Source organism: Sulfitobacter sp. M05 (assembly GCF_029285175.1).
Lineage (GTDB): Bacteria > Pseudomonadota > Alphaproteobacteria > Rhodobacterales > Rhodobacteraceae > Sulfitobacter.
In genome coordinates, this window is the sequence record NZ_JABEDH010000001.1 from 993671 (window position 1) to 1010705 (window position 17035).

A 17035-nucleotide genomic window follows, 5' to 3' on the forward strand; every position below is an offset into this window, starting at 1 on the left:
AGCGTCACAGAAAATACCCCCGCCACAAAACACAGCGCCTTTTCGCCCAAACCTCCTTCCCGCATGACAAGCTGCAAAAAACCGCCTATAGTCCCCGACAAGCCGGGAAAAAAACTGGCATCAGGCAACAATTACAGGCAGACAAGATGAGCAATCCGATTTATTCGCGGCGCGCCTTTACCTTTGGCGCTTTGGCCGCCGGCGGGGCACTGGCCGCATGTGGCAACGGCGTGGGGGGCTATGGCTCGCAAACCATCGACGCGCGGGTTTATGCCACATTGAACGAAATGTACCGCAGCTACCCCAACACAGTGCAACTCGCCCAAAAATCCAATGGCATGTTGGTGATGCCTCTGGTCACCGAAGCCGGTCTTGGTCTGGGCGGAGCCTACGGGCGCGGGGCCCTGCTGATCAATGACACCACAGTTGACTATTATTCCGTCGCCAAAGCTTCGGGCGGTTTGCAAATCGGTGCCCAGCAATATGCACATGTCCTGTTTTTCATGACTGAGAATGCGCTTTTGGGCTTTCGCCGCTCGCCCGGTTGGGCGGCTGGTGCGGATGTTGAATATGTGATTTCGGATCGTGGTGACTCTGTCGAGGCTGCAACCACAACTGCGCTGGCACCGGTACTGGCCGCTGTCTTTGGCCGCGCCGGCCTTCGGGTTGGTGCGACACTGGAAGGCACAAAATACACCCGTATCATCCCCTAGGGTCAGGGCCTAATACACCAACGGCGCGCGCTGGAGCGTTTCAGGCTTAACTTGAGAAATCTCGCCCCCTTTTTGCGTTCAACCAAGGGGACTGGTGGCGAACAAGGGTTCCAAGTTTTACTCGAAACGCTATACCGATCTTGTGGCGCGCGCCTCTTCTCCTCTCTTTTTGGCCTTAAATACTGTCCACAGGTGCCCCGCCCGCCGTCCCATGTTAAACACAGCCCCCGACTAACCTTGCAAAATCATCCGGGCGGCCATTCGCTCGGGCTGATGTACTTTTACATGGCTCCAAGTTGCGGTATCGACAGACGATGCCAACCGCCTGCGCCTAAAATCGCAGAGCCCAACCGGAGCGTTTCATGGCCCTGATCTTTCGCTGGCTTATCCGAATTGCCGCTACACTAGTTGTGTTAAGCATGGTCACTGTCAGTTTGATCTATTGGCTCGCGTCACGTTCCCTGCCCGATTACACCGATGAAGTCGCCGTACGTGGATTGACGGCACCGGTCGAAATCGTGCGCGACAATGCCAATGTACCGCATATCTTTGGAACTTCCGACGCCGATGTCTTCTTTGGTCTCGGCTTTGCCCATGCACAGGATCGCATGTGGCAGATGACTGTTTTGCGCCGCACCGCCCAAGGCCGCCTAAGCGAGGTCTTCGGGGCATCTACGCTGGACATCGACAAGCTGATGCGCCGTCTGGATCTCTACCCGCTGGCCGTTCAATCCGCTGCTGCGCTTGATGCAAAAACCCGCAGCGCGCTTGAGGCTTACGCCGCCGGCGTCAATGCCCGCCTGAACCAGATCAACTCCGAAGCACTGGGGCGCGGGGCTCCGGAAATGTTGCTGTTCAACGCTCCGATGGCCCCATGGCGCCCCGCTGATTCCATCGCCATCACCAAACTGATGGGGGTGCAGCTGTCCGGCCACCTTCAGGCCGAAGTGATCCGCGCCCGCACTTCGCTGGCCCTGCCGGACGAAGACCGCGTGCGCGATATCCTGCCCGATTTTCCGGGCTCGGGCGTGGCTGCCCTACCCGAATATGCCGCTCTTCTCCCTGATGCTCCGCGTCATGCGGCAAACCGCCCGCTGAACCGGCATCCACTGTCGCCGTTCAAGGATCTGGCCTTTGCCGGTGCTTCAAACGCTTGGGCAGCAGCGCCGTCGCGGTCCGCGTCAGGCGGGACATTACTGGCCAATGATCCGCATCTGGGGTTCACCGCCCCCGCAATCTGGTATCTGGCACGGCTTGAGCTGCAATCAGGTGGCGTCATCGGCGGCACCATCCCCGGCATGCCCGTTGTGCTAACCGGACGCAGCGGTGCATTAGGCTGGGGGCTTACCTCGGCCTATCTGGACGATCAGGATGTTCACATCGAACAAATAAACCCTGATAACACCGAACAATACCGCACCCCCGACGGGTTCAAGGAATTTGTCAAACGGGCGTCAATTATCACCGTCAAGGACGCTGATCCCGTCACCTTGACCCTACGTTGGACCGACAACGGGCCGGTACTGCCGGGATCACACTACAACCTGTCCAGCGTCACCCCAGCGGGGCATGTTGCCTCGCTGAACTGGACGGTACTGAGCCCACGCGACACATCGCTTAGCGCCGCGATGGCACTGATGGAGGCGAAATCGGTTGAGGAAGGGATCAAAGCCACGCAAAATTACATCGCGCCAGCCCAAAACCTGACCTTGGTGGATCGCGAAAACATCGCGATGAAGATGATTGGCGCGATGCCGCGCCGCGACGCGGGCCACCAAAGCCAAGGCCGGATGCCCTCGCCCGGTTGGATTGCGGCGAACCGTTGGCAGGGCATCATGCCCTATGCCGCCAACCCCGAGTTCGTGGCCCCTGCGGGGGGCATTCTGGGCAATACCAACAATAAAACCGTGGACCGCCCGTTTCCCAACCACGTATCATTCCTCTGGGGGGATACTCAAAGGGTCCAGCGCTGGCGGCGGTTGATGCAAACCCGCCAGGTACATACCCGCGACAGCTTTATCGAGGCGCAGCTGGACACGGTCAGCTTTACCGCCCGCTCCCTGCTGCCGCTGATCGGGGCCGAACTGTGGTTCACCGGCGAAGCCGCCCCTGAAGGCAGCCCGGAACGTCAACGCCAACGCGCATTGATCCTGCTGGCGGGCTGGTCGGGCGAAATGAATGAACACCTGCCCGAACCGCTGATCTATGCCGCTTGGCTGCGCAGCCTTCAGACGCGGCTTATTCAGGATGAACTGGGCCCTCTGGCCGATGAATTCGACCACGTGCAACCGCTGTTCATTGAACGGGCTTTTCGCGATGTGAACGGGGCCGGTGTCTGGTGTGATGTGGTGCAATCTGCCCGTGTCGAGGACTGTGCCGAAATGGCGCAGCTGGCACTGGATGATGCGTTGTTGTGGATCAATGAAACATGGGGGCCGCAGCTGGAAAGCCTGCGCTGGGGCGATGCCCATCAGGCCACCCATGACCATCCCGTCCTCGGGACAGTGCCGGTGCTGCGCTACTTTGTGAACATCCGGCAATCGACCTCTGGCGGGGACAATACATTGCAACGCGGACGCACCAAAGGCGAAGACCCCGACCCGTTCCACAATGTGCATGGGGCCGGTTACCGTGGTGTTTATGACTTTGCCGATCCGGATTCGTCGGTCTTTGTCAGCTCTACAGGCCAGTCTGGCCATTTCCTGTCCCGCCATTACGACGATCTGGCACAGCTGTGGCGGCGCGGTGAGTATATCCCGATGTCGCTGGATGCCGACCTTGCCCGCGCGGCCTCTGTTGGGGTGACAACATTGACCCCGGCCAGCCGATGAACCGGGTTATTCTGCTGAACAAACCCTTTGGCGTGCTGTCACAGTTCACCGACAAAGGCACCCAAGGATCGAACCGCCCGACCCTGTCGGCCTATATCGACCAGCCAGGGTTCTATCCCGCCGGACGGCTGGACCGCGACAGCGAAGGGCTGATGGTGCTGACCGACAATGGTGCCTTGCAAGCCCGCATCGCCCATCCAAAATACAAGCGCCCCAAAACCTATCATGTTCAGGTCGAGGGCACACCGGATGCCAAAGCGTTGGATGCCTTGCGCAAGGGCGTTGTGTTGAAAGACGGCAAGACTGCCCCTGCCGAAATCACTCAGATTGATCCCCCCGAGGGGCTTTGGGAACGCGATCCGCCGGTGCGGTTTCGAAAAACTGTGCCGGATGCCTGGCTGCGGATCACCATTCGTGAAGGCCGCAACCGGCAGGTGCGCCGGATGACGGCCCATGTGGATCTGCCCACCCTGCGCCTGATCCGCGTTCAAATCGGCGACTGGTCCCTCAACGACCTGCGCCCCGGTGCGTGGCGATGGGCGTCAGAGACGGGTGCCTAAAGCGTTTCAAGCTTTGCTCCAAGCGCTATTATGTGTCCGGTTTTAATGATGGGGATTGCGTCCCCCAATGCCCCGAGAACGCGAAGCCTTGCAGGGTATTGGGGGTCCACCTTTAAGGCCGGGTGCCCATAGGCTGACCACCACACATGAAAAAACCGCCGGCGTTTCCACCGGCGGCCTTCAATTCAGAAACAGCGGCCCTCAGCCAGCAGCTTGTGTGCGCTGTTGCTCGCGACGGGCACCCAATTCCTCTGCGACAAGGAAGGCCAGCTCAAGAGACTGGCTCGCGTTCAGGCGCGGATCGCAGGCTGTGTGATAACGATGGGACAAATCTTCGTCAGAAACCGCGCGCACACCACCGGTACATTCGGTCACATCCTGCCCGGTCATCTCGAAATGCACGCCGCCGGGCACAGTGCCCTCCGCGGCATGAACGCCAAAGAATTCGCGCACTTCACGCAGCACGGATTCAAAGGGCCGCGTCTTGTAACCAGACGAGGATTTGATGGTGTTGCCGTGCATCGCATCACAAGTCCAGACGACATTCGCGCCTTCTTCCTGAACGGTTTTGATCAGCCGCGGCAGGTGTTCCCCAACAGACCCCGCGCCGAAACGCGCGATCAGGGTCAAACGCCCCTCTTCGTTCTGCGGGTTCAGCTTGGCCATCAGCAATTTGAGGTCATCACTGGTCATGCTTGGACCACATTTCAATCCGATCGGGTTCATCACACCCGAGGCGAACTCCACATGTGCCCCGTCTGGCTGGCGGGTGCGGTCCCCGATCCAGATCATATGCCCCGATCCGGCCAGCCATTTGCCGGTCATGCTGTCCTGACGACACAGCGCCTCTTCGTATTCCAGCAACAGCGATTCATGGCTGGTGTAGAACTCGACTGATTGCAGCGTATGTGCCGTGTCAGAATTAACGCCGGCCGCAGACATGAAATCCAGCGTGTCGGAAATGCGGTTGGCAATCTCCCGGTATTTCGCGGCCTTTTCCCCATCGGTAAAGCCCAGCGTCCAGCCGTGGACCTGATGCACATCCGCATAGCCACCGGTGGAGAAAGCCCGCAGCAGGTTCAGCGTGGCCGCCGCCTGCGTATAGGCGCGCAGCATTTTGTCAGGATTAGGGATACGCGCATCCGCGGTGAAATCCAGATCGTTGATAATGTCGCCGCGGTAGCTGGGCAGTTCCACACCATCGACGCTTTCAGTATTTGCCGAACGCGGTTTTGCAAACTGCCCGGCCATCCGGCCCAGTTTGATGACCGGCACCTTGGCGCCATGGGTCAAAACAATCGCCATCTGCAACATGACTTTAAAAGTGTCACGAATCGCATCCGAACTGAACTGCTCAAAGCTCTCTGCGCAATCCCCCCCCTGCAACAGAAATGCCTCGCCGCGCCCAGCTGCCGCGAGATGCCGCTTGAGACGGTTCGCCTCGCCGCCAAAGACCAGAACCGGATATCGTGCAAGCTGTGCCTCAACGGCGGTAAGCGCCGCTTGATCAGGATAGTCAGGCATCTGGATTCGCGGTTTGTTGCGCCAGCTTGATTTGCTCCACATGGTCATGGTCTTTTACTCCGGTCAAAGCGCTGACGGTCAGCGCTATCAAGGCCTTTTCTATACAAAACGCAGCACGCGGTGACCAGAACCCATTTGCGCCCTCTTGACCTTGACCGTTGTCCGTGAGCAGGGTTTCTGTCAGGTTCATTGCTGTTTGCGCTCTGACCTCTGTTTTACACCTTCTATCAAAGGACGCCGCGATGTCCGCTCCGCGCTCAGCCACTCGTGTCCCAGTCGACACAGACAAGCCACGCCGCTTTGTCTTTGTCCTGTTGGACCAATTCAGTCTCCTGTGTTTTGCGACAGCAATCGACAGCCTGCGCATTGCCAACCGGATGGCGGGCAAAACCATCTACAGTTGGATGACCATGGGCGAAGGGGGGGACACCATGGCCTGTTCGGCGGGGTCGGTTTTCCAACTGGACGACGATCTGGGTGATTTGCTGCGCGACGATACAATCATGATCTGCGGCGGCATGGATGTTCAGGCGGCCACCAGCAAGAAAGTCCTGGGTTGGCTGCGCCGCGAATCCCGCAAAGGGTTGGTTGTCGGTGGTCTCTGCACCGCAGCCTATACACTGGCAAAAGCCGGGTTACTGGACAACAAGCGAGCGACGATCCACTGGGAAAATCAGGACAGTTTCGCCGAGGAGTTTCAAGAAGTCGACCTGACAAAATCGGTCTTTGTGGTAGATGGCAACCGATTGACGACTGCTGGTGGAACCTCCTCGATTGACTTGATGCTGAAGCTGATTGCGGATGATCAGGGTGAGGAACTTGCCAACGCAGTTGCGGATCAGCTGATCTATTCCTCGATCCGAACCGATCAGGACACCCAACGCCTGAGCGTCCCGACCCGTATCGGCGTGCGCCATCCCAAGCTGTCGCAAGTGATTCAGATGATGGAAAATAACATCGAGGACCCGATCAGCCCTTCGCTGCTGGCCAAGGATGTCGGCATGTCTACGCGCCAGTTGGAACGGCTGTTCCGGCGTTATCTGAACCGATCGCCGAAACGCTATTACATGGAACTTCGCCTGCAAAAAGCGCGCAACCTGTTGATGCAGACCGATATGAGCGTGATCAATGTTGCACTGGCCTGCGGTTTTGCCTCGCCTTCGCATTTCTCTAAATGCTACCGTGCGCATTATGAAACCACACCTTACCGTGAACGCGGCAGCCATGCCACGCGGCTTTCGATCTAGCCTGCCGGACCTGCGTTTGCGCAACGATGATGGTGTGTGGTCTGTGGGGGCAGCTGAACAGCGTGCCCGCACCCGTCCAAATTCAGTTCTCATCCCTTTAAAGGAAACGCAGTATGCCGATCACTATCGACCCCGCTAAATTCACAAACCTTGCCGTTCAGGAGCATGAAAATGGGGTTTGGGTGGTCACTCTTAACCGCCCGTCAAAGCGCAATGCGCTGGACATTGACACCATCGAAGAGCTGGTCGATTTCTTTTCCGCCGCACCGCGCGCGGGTGTTCATGCGGTTGTTCTGGCCGGTTCCGGTGATCACTTCTGTGCCGGGCTCGATTTGATCGAACACCATGACGAAGACCGCAGCCCCGCAGACTTTATGCATGTCTGCCTGCGCTGGCACGAAGCCTTTAACAAGATGGAATATGGCGGCGTTCCGATCATTGCAGCCCTGCAAGGTGCCGTGGTCGGCGGCGGCCTTGAGCTGGCCAGTTCGGCGCATATTCGCGTGATGGATCAAAGCGCCTATTTCGCGCTGCCCGAAGGCCAACGTGGCCTTTTCACCGGTGGCGGCGCGACCATCCGGGTGACCGATCTGGTCGGCAAATCGCGGATGATCGACATGATGCTGACAGGCCGCGTGTATGGCGGGCAGGAAGCGGCAGATCTTGGGTTGGCGCAATACATCGTAGAGGGTTCAAGCTTTGATGCGGCCATGGAGCTGGCCCAGCGGGCAGCCCAAAACCTGCCCCTGTCAAACTTTGCCATCTGTTCGGCAGTCAGCCACATGCAAAATATGTCCGCAATGGATGCCGCCTACGCCGAGGCCGTGGTGGCCGGTGTGGTCAACACCCAACCCGATGCCCGGGCGCGGCTTGCAGCATTTGCCGACAAGAGCGCCGCCAGAGTGCGCCCGAACGAAAGCTAAGGTGCCGATCAGGACGGCGAGAGGCGATAAACCGCGCCGTCCTCTACCGAGATAAACCAGATGGTCCCGTCGGGGGCCTCTACGATATCCCGCAGACGGCCAGTCTGCGGGGTCTCAATCCGCTCAACCTCGCGCAGCGGGTCACCAGACAATCGGCTGATATAGCCAAACTTGAGCGAGCCGACAAAGAAGTCACCTTTCCACTGCGGAAACTGCTTGCCTGAATAGATCAGCAAGCCCGACGGAGCGATGGACGGGTCCCAAAAGAACGCCGGCTGCTCCATTCCGGCTTTGATTGTGCCCTCGCCGATCTGGCGCCCGGAATAATGCCGCCCGTATGAAATGACCGGCCAGCCAAAGTTGGCCCCGCGTTTAATGGCGTTGATTTCATCACCGCCACGTGCGCCATGTTCTGACACCCACAAGTTGCCCCGCAAATCAAGTGCCGCCCCCTGTGGGTTCCGGTGACCGAATGACCAGATTTCCGGCAGCCCACCGCCCTGAACAAAAGGGTTATCGCGCGGAATACTGCCATCCCGTGCCACCCGCACGACCGATCCGTTATGACGGGTTCGATCTTGGGCTGACGGCCTGTCACCACGATCCCCGATGGTGACAAAAAGCGTACCATCCAGAGCTTCGACCACCCGAGAGCCAAAGTGCCGCCCACCAGAACTGCCGTGTTTCATGTCAAAGATTTCGCGGAAGTCCCGTAGTTTGCCTGCGCCTTCCGGGAACACCGCCGTTCCCAGGGCCGTGCCACTGCCGCCATTTGATTGGCGCTTGGCATAGGTCAGATAGATCCGCCTGCTTTGGGCGAAATCTCGGGCTGGCGTGATGTCGAGCAATCCACCCTGCCCGCGCGCAACCACCCTTGGCCCGCCAGCAATCGCCGCGTTTTTCCCATCCCGACTGAACACCAAACGCCCCCCCCGTTGAGTGATCAGCGCTCCGCCTTCTGGCAAGGGTGCCACCGCCCAGGGTGTCTTTAACCCGCTGGCGACCGCTTCGATCCTCCAGTCGGGGCCGGCCAGAGCAGGAAAACTTGCAACAACCAGAATCCCAAGCGCCCCGAGGATTTTTGACAATTTTCCGTCAGATTTCACAATTATCCTCCTGCTGGAATGCCGGTTTTCAGAGAATATGACTTATGCCTCTAAAAATAGCTATGGCGAAGCCTTGTTCCCACCCCACCAGCCCTTGCGGATTGGAAAAACCACTTTTCTTTTCAACGGGTGCCGCTTACGCTTTGCCCAGAACATCAAGTTCCAACAAGGGAGAAACACATGAAAAAGATGCTTATGGCCACAACGGCTGCGGCTCTGGTTGCAACGGGCGCGATGGCAGACGGCCACGCAAAGGAAGTGAAACTCGGGGTGATCTTCGGCTTTACCGGCCCGATTGAATCGCTGACCGGCCCCATGTCCGCAGGCGCGGAAATGGCGATGAAAGAAGTCACCGACAGCGGCATGTTTCTGGACGGTACCAAGGTGACATCCGTGCGCGCGGATTCGGGCTGTATCGACAACGGCATGGCGGTGGCATCGGCCGAACGTCTGATCGCCGAAGGTGTTAGCGGCCTTGTCGGTGCGGACTGTTCCGGCGTGACCGGCGCGGTATTGCAGAACGTTGCCATTCCAAACGGCATGGTCATGATCTCGCCTTCCGCAACATCGCCGGGCCTGACCACAATGGAAGACAACGGTTTGTTCTTCCGCACCTCACCGTCTGACGCGCGCGAAGGCGAAGTCATGGCGGAAATCCTGCAAGAACGCGGCGTGAAATCCATTGCCCTGACCTATACCAACAACGACTATGGCAAGGGCCTCGCGGATGCGATTGAATCTTCCTTCAAAGCGGTTGGCGGCGAAGTAACCATCGTTGCGGCCCATGAAGACGGCAAAGCCGATTATTCCGCCGAAGTTGGCGCATTGGCCTCTGCCGGTGGTGATCTGCTGGTTGTTGCGGGCTACCTTGACCAAGGCGGTGCAGGCATCATCAAATCCGCATTGGATGCAGGTGCATGGGAACAGTTCGGTCTGCCCGGTGGTATGATCGGTGAGAACCTGCCGAAAACCATTGGTCCTGATCTGAACGGCTCTTACGGCCAGATCGCAGGTTCACAGGGTGACGGCATCGACAATCTGGTCAAAATGGTCGACGGTGCATTCGACGCCACATCCCCATACACACCAGAGTCTTATGACGCAGCAGCGCTGTTCCTGCTGGCCATGCAGGCGGCAAACTCAACCGATCCGGCGGCCTATAAGGACGAGATCCTGAACGTGGCAAACGCGCCCGGCGAAAAGATCTATCCCGGTGATCTGGGCAAGGCGCTTGAGCTGATCAAAGCTGGCAAAGACGTCGACTATGTTGGTGCCTCTGCGGTTGAACTGATCGGGCCCGGTGAATCTGCCGGTACCTACCGTATGATCGAAGTCAAAGACGGCAAGAATGAAACCATTGGCATGAAGTAAGCCATGTGGCACAACCGGATACAGCCTGCCTTCGGGTGGGCTGTATCTGAACATAAAAGATCGAAAAGATCAGCGCTCAAGGTGGCGCAAACAGGGAAAATATACATGGTGCACTCGGATGAGCATATGATCGTCGTCGACGATCTGCACAAGCATTTCGGCGGTTTTCATGCGGTGGACGGGGCCAGCCTGTCAATTGACCGCGGATCAATCACCGGATTGATCGGACCAAACGGGGCTGGAAAAACCACTCTTTTCAACGTGATAGCCGGGGTCCTCAAACCGACCAGCGGCAAGGTATATATGGACGGCGAGGATATTTCCGGCCTGCCCCCACATACCCTGTTCCATAAGGGATTGTTGCGGACCTTTCAGATTGCCCACGAATTCCATTCCATGTCCTGCCGCGAGAACCTGATGATGGTGCCGGGCGCGCAATCGGGGGAAACCCTGTGGAACACATGGTTCGGGCGCAAACGCATCGCGGATGAGGAACGCGCACTAAAGGCCAAGGCCGATGAGGTGCTGGAGTTTCTGACGATCGAACATCTGACCCACCAAAAAGCCGGACAGATTTCGGGCGGTCAGAAAAAGCTGCTTGAGCTTGGGCGCACCATGATGGTGGATGCCAAGATCGTGTTCCTTGATGAGGTTGGTGCCGGTGTGAACCGCACCCTGCTCAACACCATTGGCGATGCGATCATCCGTCTGAACAAGGAACGCGGTTACACCTTTGTCGTCATTGAACACGACATGGATTTTATTGGCCGCCTATGTGATCCGGTCATCTGTATGGCCGAAGGCCGGGTTCTGGCGCAGGGCACACTGGCCGAGATCAAAGCAAACGAACAGGTCATCGAGGCCTATCTGGGCACCGGATTGAAGAATAAAGATCAGGTGGGCGCATGAGCCGCCCCGGTCTTGTCCCGACGACCCCCAAGAAAAGAGACGCATAATATGAGCGATCCGTATGGCGACCGCGGCAACAAGGATTTGTCGATCGGCAATTCCAAGGGCATGGGCAGCGAAATGCCTCAAAGCGGCGGCACCAGCTTTGCCGCCCCCGGCGGGCCGTTCCTGATCGGGGATGGTATGACGGCAGGGTATGGTAAAGGGCCGGACATCTTGCATGACTGTACAATTGCGGTCGACAAAGGCGAGATTGCCGTGATTGTCGGCCCCAATGGTGCGGGCAAATCAACCGGCATGAAAGCCGTCTTTGGTATGCTGGACATGCGCAAGGGCCATGTACGGCTGGACGGCGAAGACATCACCGACCTGTCACCGCAAGATCGGGTGTCCAAAGGCATGGGATTTGTGCCGCAGACGTCTAATATCTTTACCTCGATGACGGTGGAAGAGAACCTTGAGATGGGCGCGTTTATCCGCACCGATGATTTCTCTGATACCATGGCGCAGGTTTATGATCTGTTCCCGATCCTTAAAGAGAAACGTTTGCAGGCAGCGGGTGAGCTGTCCGGCGGTCAGCGCCAGCAGGTTGCCGTGGGCCGCGCTTTGATGACCCAGCCCAAGGTTCTGATGCTGGATGAACCAACAGCAGGCGTGTCGCCGATTGTCATGGACGAACTGTTCGACCGGATCATCGAAGTGGCCCGCACCGGCATTCCGATCCTGATGGTGGAACAGAACGCGCGTCAGGCGCTTGAAATCGCGGACAAAGGGTATGTTCTGGTACAAGGGGCGAATGCTTATACTGGCACCGGCAAGGAATTGCTGGCGGATCCCGAAGTACGCAAATCGTTCTTGGGAGGCTGATATGTCAAAATGGATTTCAATCATCTTTGCAATGTTCGTGGCCGGCACCGCGCAGGCCGGAACCGCAACCTTGTTCGCCTGTACGATGACCCGAGAGTGTATCAATGCGGAACCCTGTGCCGACACAAATGTCGACCTGAGCGTCGAACAAAGCAAAGGCAACGCGGCACCGTTTCAACTCTATACCCCGGCAGAGACTGTGGACGGGGTGTTTTCAGATGACAATGACCCTGCCGGTGCCACCTTTTTTATTGCGCGCAGCACCGGTGCCTATCATCTGCTGAGTGTCGATACCGATAAGAATGCCGTCTGGAACGTGCAGATGCCAATGAGCGAAATCGTATTGACCTATTTCGGAACCTGCGAGGGATAATGGACTTTCTAAACGCAATCATCGCCTTGGCCAACTATGTGTTGATCCCCGGCATTGCCTATGGCTCGCAACTGGCTCTTGGCGCGTTGGGCGTCACGCTGGTGTACAGCATCCTTCGGTTTTCCAACTTTGCCCATGGTGACACCATGGCCATGGGGGCAATGGCGACCGTTTTGATGACCTGGCTTTTCCAAAGCTGGGGCATTTCGCTCGGGCCGCTGCCCACGGCTCTGCTTGCCCTGCCCTTCGGCATTCTGTTTGCCGTTGGTCTGGTGTTGTTCACCGACCGCACGGTCTATCGGTTTTATCGGGTGAAAAAGGCGCAGCCGGTCATTCTGGTGATCGTCAGCCTTGGGGTTACGTTTATTTACAACGGGGTAACGCGGTTTATTATCGGGGCGGATGATCAGAGTTTCTTTGACGGAGAACGCTTTATCATCTCGGCACGAGAGTTCAAAAAGGCCACCGGCCTGGCTGAGGGGCTGTCGTTCAAGACGACCCAAGGCATTACCATTGTCACCGCAATTGTGGTCGTTGCGCTGCTGTTCTGGTTCCTGAACAAGACGCGGGCCGGCAAATCAATGCGGGCCTACTCCGACAATGAGGATCTGGCCCTGTTGTCCGGCATCAATCCCGAACGTGTGGTGATGATCACCTGGATGATCGTGGCCACGCTGGCAACCATTGCCGGCGTTCTATACGGACTGGACAAGTCATTCAAACCATTCACCTATTTCCAACTTCTCTTGCCGATTTTCGCCAGTGCCATTGTCGGCGGTCTGGGCAATCCATTGGGGGCGATTGCGGGAGGTTTTGTGATTGCCTTTTCGGAGGTCACCATCACCTATGCGTGGAAAAAGGTTCTGGTCTATCTGATGCCCGAAAGCCTTGAGCCAAGCGGCCTCGTGCAACTGCTGTCCACTGACTATAAATTCGCGGTCAGCTTTGTGATCCTTCTCATTGTTTTGCTGTTCAAGCCTACGGGCCTATTCAAGGGACAAGCGGTATGACCGAAACTGTTCGAAATTCACTGCTGTTTGGCGTGATCGCCCTGTTGATCCTGTTTGTCGGGGTTCAACAAAGCTGGAACTCGGCCCTGTACATCATCGCAATGGGTCTGGTTTCCAGCATCATGGCCTTGGGTGTGAATCTGCAATGGGGTTTTGCAGGGTTGTTCAACGTTGGCATTATGGGGTTTGTCGCCCTTGGCGGTCTGGCTGCGGTGCTGATCGGGATGCCGCCCACCGAGGGGGCGTTTGCCGCCGGGGGTGTTGGCGTGATTACCGCCCTTTTGTTGGGGGCAGGCACGATTATCCTGGCCATTGTGATCATGCGCCGGATGCAGGGTGGCTGGATGCGCACCCTTGCTGTCATTGCAGTACTGATCGCGGGTTTCTTTATCTTTCGCGGTATTCTGGACCCTTCTGTCGCACGTATTGAGGACATCAATCCGGCCCAATACGGTTATCTGGGCGGGATTAACCCCGATGGTTCCAAGGTGGGGGAAAGGGCTGATCTTTTCATCCTGCTGGCATGGCCTCTTGGTGGTCTGTTTGCCGCCGCGGCGGCTTGGCTCATTGGCAAGACCGCGCTGGGGCTGCGCTCTGATTACCTTGCCATCGCGACACTTGGCATCGCAGAGATTATCATAGCAGTGCTGAAGAACGAGGACTGGCTGACGCGCGGGGTAAAGAACGTGATCGGCCTGCCCCGTCCGGTGCCCTATGAGGTAACCTTGCAGAATGATCCAAGCTTTGTTGAACGCGCAACCTCGCTTGGCTTCACCCCGGTTGAAGCATCAACGCTTTGGGTCAAGGTTCTGTATATCCTGTTGTTTGCGGCTGTGTTGCTGATCCTGATGTGGATGTCGCAACGCGCTCTGCATTCGCCATGGGGTCGGATGCTTCGTGCAATCCGCGACAATGAGGTTGCCGCCGAAGCCATGGGCAAAGACGTCACTGCGCGGCATTTGCAGGTTTTCATCCTTGGCTCGGCAGTTTGCGGCATTGCCGGTGCGATGATGACCACAATTGACAGCCAGCTTACGCCCGGCACCTATCAGCCGCTTCGCTTTACCTTTCTGATCTGGGTGATGGTGATTGTTGGGGGATCGGGCAACAATCTGGGCGCGGTTCTGGGTGGGTTCCTGATTTGGTTCCTTTGGGTTCAGGTGGAACCGATGGGGCTGTGGCTGATGAACACAATCACGGCAGGCATGGCCGAAGGTTCACCACTTAAGGAACATTTAATCGAAAGTGCCGCACATATGCGTTTGCTGACCATGGGCATGGTCCTGTTGTTGGTGCTGCGGTTCAGCCCACGTGGGTTGATCCCCGAGAAATAGGCCCGGCTGTGGGATTGACCAACGCCAACGGGTGGCGCTGGTTGAGAGTGCGGACAGTATATAAGGCCAAAAAGAAAAGGGGGCGTGGGAGAAATCCCGCGCCCTTTGTTCCGTATCAGCGCCCTTTGAAGAGCCCCCCAAGAATGCCGCGCACAATCCGTCTGCCGGTGGTGCCCTTCAGCTCCTTGATAACCACGCTGGCCATCGCGGCACCAAAACCTTCCTGAGATTTGCGGCGCGGGCTGCGCGATGTGGATCGGGTCACCCCTTTGCCAGCATAGCGTCTGGCATTGTTGAACTCGCGCAGTGCCGGTGTCTCGGCCTCTTCGGCCTTTTCCTCGGCTTCGGAGGCTTCTTTGGCAGCTTGATCAGCCTTTTTGCGCAGAAGTTCAAAAGCCGATTCACGGTCTTGGCGGGCGTCATACTTTCCCGCCATGGGTGATGCGGCCATGACCCCGGCCCGTTCAGCATCGGTGATCGGGCCCAGCTGTGAAGATGGCGGGCGGATCAGCGTACGCTCCACAATTCCCGGCACGCCCTTCTTTTGCAGAAAGGAGGTGATCGCCTCGCCGACGCCAACCTCGCGGATGGCTTCTTCGGTGTCAAAGCGCGGGTTCTCGCGGTAGGTTTCCGCCGCCATGCGCAGTTCCTTGCGGTCTTTTGCGGTAAAGGCGCGCAGGGCGTGCTGCACCCGGTTGCCCAACTGGCCAAGGATATCTTCGGGCACATCTGCCGGGTTTTGGGTAATGAAATAGACACCAACCCCTTTCGAACGGATCAGGCGGGCGACCTGTTCAACCTTGTCAATCAGGGCCTTAGGCGCGTCATCAAACAACAGGTGCGCCTCGTCAAAGAAGAAAACCAGCTTGGGTTTTTCGGGGTCCCCAACTTCGGGCAGTTCTTCGAACAATTCCGACAGCAGCCAAAGCAGGAAGGTTGCATAAAGCTTCGGTGCCCCCATCAGCTGATCTGCGGCAAGGATGTTGATCACGCCGCGCCCGTCTTTCTCGGTGCGCATCAAATCGGACAGCGCCAGCGCTGGTTCGCCAAAGAGATCGGCGGCACCTTGGTTTTCCAGCACCAGCAAGCGACGCTGAATCGCACCAACCGATGCCGCTGAAACATTGCCATAACGCAGGCCCAATTCTTTGGCGTTTTGGCCGATCCAGACCAACAGGGCTTGTAAATCCTTGAGGTCGAGCAAGGCCAGACCATCCTCGTCGGAAACCCGAAAGGCGATATTCAAAATCCCCTCCTGCGCCTCTGTCAGCCCAAGGAGTTGTGACAGCAATAAGGGGCCCATTTCGGATACGGTGGTGCGGACGGGGTGGCCCTGTTTGCCAAAAAGATCCCAGAAGGTCACCGGGAAAGCATCATAACTGTAACTGTCAAAACCGATGGTTTCGGCCCGGCTGGTGAAGGGGCCGTGCAACTTGTGATCTGGGCTGCCGGATTTTGCCAGTCCGGACAGATCGCCTTTCACATCCGACAGGAAAACCGGAACGCCCGCCGCTGAGAAACCTTCGGCGAGAATTTGCAACGTTACCGTTTTGCCGGTGCCCGTGGCACCAGCAATCAATCCATGCCGGTTTGCATAGCCGATATTGAGGAACTGCTGGGTGGCGTAGTCATCGCCGCCGCCTCCGATAAAGATGTCATCTGTCACAAGTCGTCCTCTCAGGCCGTTATTAGGGTGTTCGGAAGTATTCTTATCCGCGAAAGCGCCTGTCTTCACGGGGAAATGGTCATTCGTGAGGACGCGGGCAATGTTAAATGCGCTTTGTAGGCAAATTTGGTGATCCTGAGCATAGAAAGTTAACTTCTCTACTCCATAGTCGTCCCTGTCACTGGCGCTTATGTCCTTTTCGCACTGGTGACACTTCCTCCCTGTCAGACTGGCCGCGCCCTTGGGTGCGGTCCTTTTTTTGTTCCGCCATTCTGACATCTTTGCGTATCGCTCCGCCTTGGTCCGCAAAGGCAGGGCTGGCAGTGTTATGTTTCGTGGGCGGAAAACGGCAACAGGATGTCGTGTATTCATCTTGAAATTGCAGGCCCGAAACCACCCCCAAAGGGAGCCCACCTAAATTTTTATGTCTAACCGTCTGTTTTTTATATATATTTATACTATTGACCGTCCAGCATAGCTTGCGTAACCTTCCCCCATAAGTCGGCTTAGTCCGATGGGGAGAAAAGTTTGGGAAAGGGAGTGCGATGCGCTCCCTTTCTCCGATTCTGGGACCACGCAAGCTTTTGGATTATCGGCGGTT

15 protein-coding genes are annotated in these 17035 nt (G+C 57.4%); 11 read left to right on the plus strand and 4 right to left on the minus strand.

The annotated features are described in order from the left end of the window. The first annotated feature begins 146 nt into the window (after nt 1-146). The 3 genes from HKX44_RS05025 (at nt 147) to HKX44_RS05035 (ending at nt 4104) form a co-directional block, all read left to right on the plus strand. Nucleotides 147-713, plus strand: a complete 567-nt coding sequence (locus tag HKX44_RS05025) for a YSC84-related protein (RefSeq protein ID WP_276150194.1) — start codon at nt 147-149, stop codon at nt 711-713. A 362-nt stretch (nt 714-1075) separates the two neighbouring features. Then, the gene (locus HKX44_RS05030) at nt 1076-3544 is read left to right on the plus strand and encodes a penicillin acylase family protein (RefSeq protein WP_276150195.1); all 2469 of its coding nucleotides are present in this window, start codon (nt 1076-1078) and stop codon (nt 3542-3544) included. After that, nucleotides 3541-4104, plus strand: a complete 564-nt coding sequence (locus HKX44_RS05035; protein ID WP_276150196.1) for a pseudouridine synthase — start codon at nt 3541-3543, stop codon at nt 4102-4104. Before HKX44_RS05030 ends, HKX44_RS05035 begins: the two co-directional genes overlap by 4 nt. Nucleotides 4105-4305: 201 nt before the next feature. On the opposite strand, the gene HKX44_RS05040 is transcribed toward HKX44_RS05035, so the two are convergent. Beyond that, nucleotides 4306-5676 (minus strand): 3-deoxy-7-phosphoheptulonate synthase class II, encoded by a 1371-nt coding sequence (locus tag HKX44_RS05040; RefSeq protein WP_276150197.1) that lies wholly within the window; start codon nt 5674-5676, stop codon nt 4306-4308. Next, entirely contained in the window at nt 5621-5818 is a 198-nt protein-coding gene (locus HKX44_RS05045) for a hypothetical protein (protein WP_276150198.1), read from the minus strand. The genes HKX44_RS05040 and HKX44_RS05045 overlap by 56 nt, the downstream gene beginning before the upstream one ends. Nucleotides 5819-5870: 52 nt before the next feature. On the opposite strand from HKX44_RS05045, the gene HKX44_RS05050 reads away from it, so the two are divergent. Together HKX44_RS05050 and HKX44_RS05055 are read left to right on the plus strand one after the other, a co-directional pair. Further along, the gene (locus tag HKX44_RS05050) at nt 5871-6875 is read left to right on the plus strand and encodes a GlxA family transcriptional regulator (RefSeq protein ID WP_276150199.1); all 1005 of its coding nucleotides are present in this window, start codon (nt 5871-5873) and stop codon (nt 6873-6875) included. 119 nt (nt 6876-6994) lie between these two features. Next, nucleotides 6995-7798 carry a crotonase/enoyl-CoA hydratase family protein gene (locus HKX44_RS05055; protein ID WP_276150806.1) on the plus strand — a complete coding sequence of 268 codons (804 nt, stop codon included), beginning with the start codon at nt 6995-6997 and terminating at the stop codon, nt 7796-7798. A gap of 8 nt (nt 7799-7806) precedes the next feature. Here HKX44_RS05055 and HKX44_RS05060 read toward each other — a convergent pair whose 3' ends face one another. Then, nucleotides 7807-8832: a PQQ-dependent sugar dehydrogenase gene (locus HKX44_RS05060; RefSeq protein WP_276150807.1), complete on the minus strand. Its 1026-nt coding sequence runs from the start codon at nt 8830-8832 to the stop codon at nt 7807-7809. 252 nt (nt 8833-9084) lie between these two features. On the opposite strand from HKX44_RS05060, the gene HKX44_RS05065 reads away from it, so the two are divergent. From HKX44_RS05065 to HKX44_RS05090, 6 genes are all read left to right on the plus strand, one after another. Beyond that, nucleotides 9085-10275, plus strand: a complete 1191-nt coding sequence (locus tag HKX44_RS05065; protein ID WP_276150200.1) for an ABC transporter substrate-binding protein — start codon at nt 9085-9087, stop codon at nt 10273-10275. Between the two features lie 126 nt (nt 10276-10401). Next, nucleotides 10402-11184, plus strand: coding sequence for an ABC transporter ATP-binding protein (locus HKX44_RS05070; RefSeq protein WP_276150808.1), 783 nt, complete (start codon nt 10402-10404; stop codon nt 11182-11184). Nucleotides 11185-11232: 48 nt separating this feature from the next. Then, nucleotides 11233-12051 carry an ABC transporter ATP-binding protein gene (locus HKX44_RS05075; RefSeq protein ID WP_276150201.1) on the plus strand — a complete coding sequence of 273 codons (819 nt, stop codon included), beginning with the start codon at nt 11233-11235 and terminating at the stop codon, nt 12049-12051. A gap of 1 nt (nt 12052) precedes the next feature. Then, nucleotides 12053-12424, plus strand: coding sequence for a hypothetical protein (locus HKX44_RS05080; RefSeq protein ID WP_276150202.1), 372 nt, complete (start codon nt 12053-12055; stop codon nt 12422-12424). Next, nucleotides 12424-13434 (plus strand): branched-chain amino acid ABC transporter permease, encoded by a 1011-nt coding sequence (locus HKX44_RS05085; protein ID WP_276150203.1) that lies wholly within the window; start codon nt 12424-12426, stop codon nt 13432-13434. Before HKX44_RS05080 ends, HKX44_RS05085 begins: the two co-directional genes overlap by 1 nt. Beyond that, complete coding sequence (locus HKX44_RS05090) at nt 13431-14768, plus strand: branched-chain amino acid ABC transporter permease (RefSeq protein ID WP_276150204.1); 1338 nt, start codon at nt 13431-13433, stop codon at nt 14766-14768. Before HKX44_RS05085 ends, HKX44_RS05090 begins: the two co-directional genes overlap by 4 nt. A 115-nt stretch (nt 14769-14883) precedes the next feature. Here the strand turns inward: HKX44_RS05090 and HKX44_RS05095 are convergent, their stop codons facing one another. Next, nucleotides 14884-16434, minus strand: coding sequence for a helicase HerA-like domain-containing protein (locus tag HKX44_RS05095; protein ID WP_276150205.1), 1551 nt, complete (start codon nt 16432-16434; stop codon nt 14884-14886). Nucleotides 16435-17035 lie beyond the last annotated feature (601 nt).